Annotated in this window: 1 protein-coding gene; it reads left to right on the forward strand. The window is 55.5% G+C overall.

What is annotated here, in order from left to right; all coding sequences use genetic code 11:
• Positions 1 to 665, forward strand: a 665-nt coding sequence (locus tag Q7C21_RS22355; RefSeq protein ID WP_375151136.1) for an aldehyde dehydrogenase family protein, incomplete at both ends; no start/stop codon positions are given.

Consider the following 665-nt stretch of genomic DNA (forward strand, 5'->3'; position numbering starts at 1 on the left):
CACCCCACTGTCGGTGCTTGCCTTAGGCCATATCCTCAATGAAGTATTGCCAGCCAACGTGTTGCATGTGGTCGCCGGAGGACGCGACGTGGGCGAGAAGCTTTCCTCGCACCCGCTCATTAGCAAGATCATGTTCACCGGTTCCACTCCAACGGGCAAGGCCATCATTCGTTCCTCAGCGGATACGGTCAAACGGCTGACCCTGGAACTAGGCGGAAACGACGCCGGAATCGTCTTGGAAGATGCAGATCCTCAGGCAATTGCCGAAGACCTGTTCTGGGGTGCTTTTATCAATACCGGCCAGACCTGCGCGGCGCTCAAGCGACTCTACGTTCCGGAATCAATTTATGACCAGGTCTGTGAAGCGCTCACCAATGTGGCTGCCAAAATGCCGATGGGCGTGGGGCTGGATGAAAATAACGTGCTTGGCCCACTGCAGAACAAGGCCCAGTTCGAGATTGTGGCGGATCTAGTCCAAGACGCAATCGATTCCGGTGCCAAGGTTCTGCTCGGTGGCAATCCGGATCTGCAAGCACCAGGGTACTTCTATCCCACGACGTTGATCGCGGATATAGATCCACAGAACCGGTTGGTGACCGAGGAACAGTTTGGACCGGCCTTGCCAATCATCAAGGTCAAGGATGTCGAAGAGGCAATTGGGCATG

This window comes from Pantoea sp. ANP04 (assembly GCF_041982285.1).
Lineage (GTDB): Bacteria > Pseudomonadota > Gammaproteobacteria > Enterobacterales > Enterobacteriaceae > Pantoea > Pantoea eucalypti.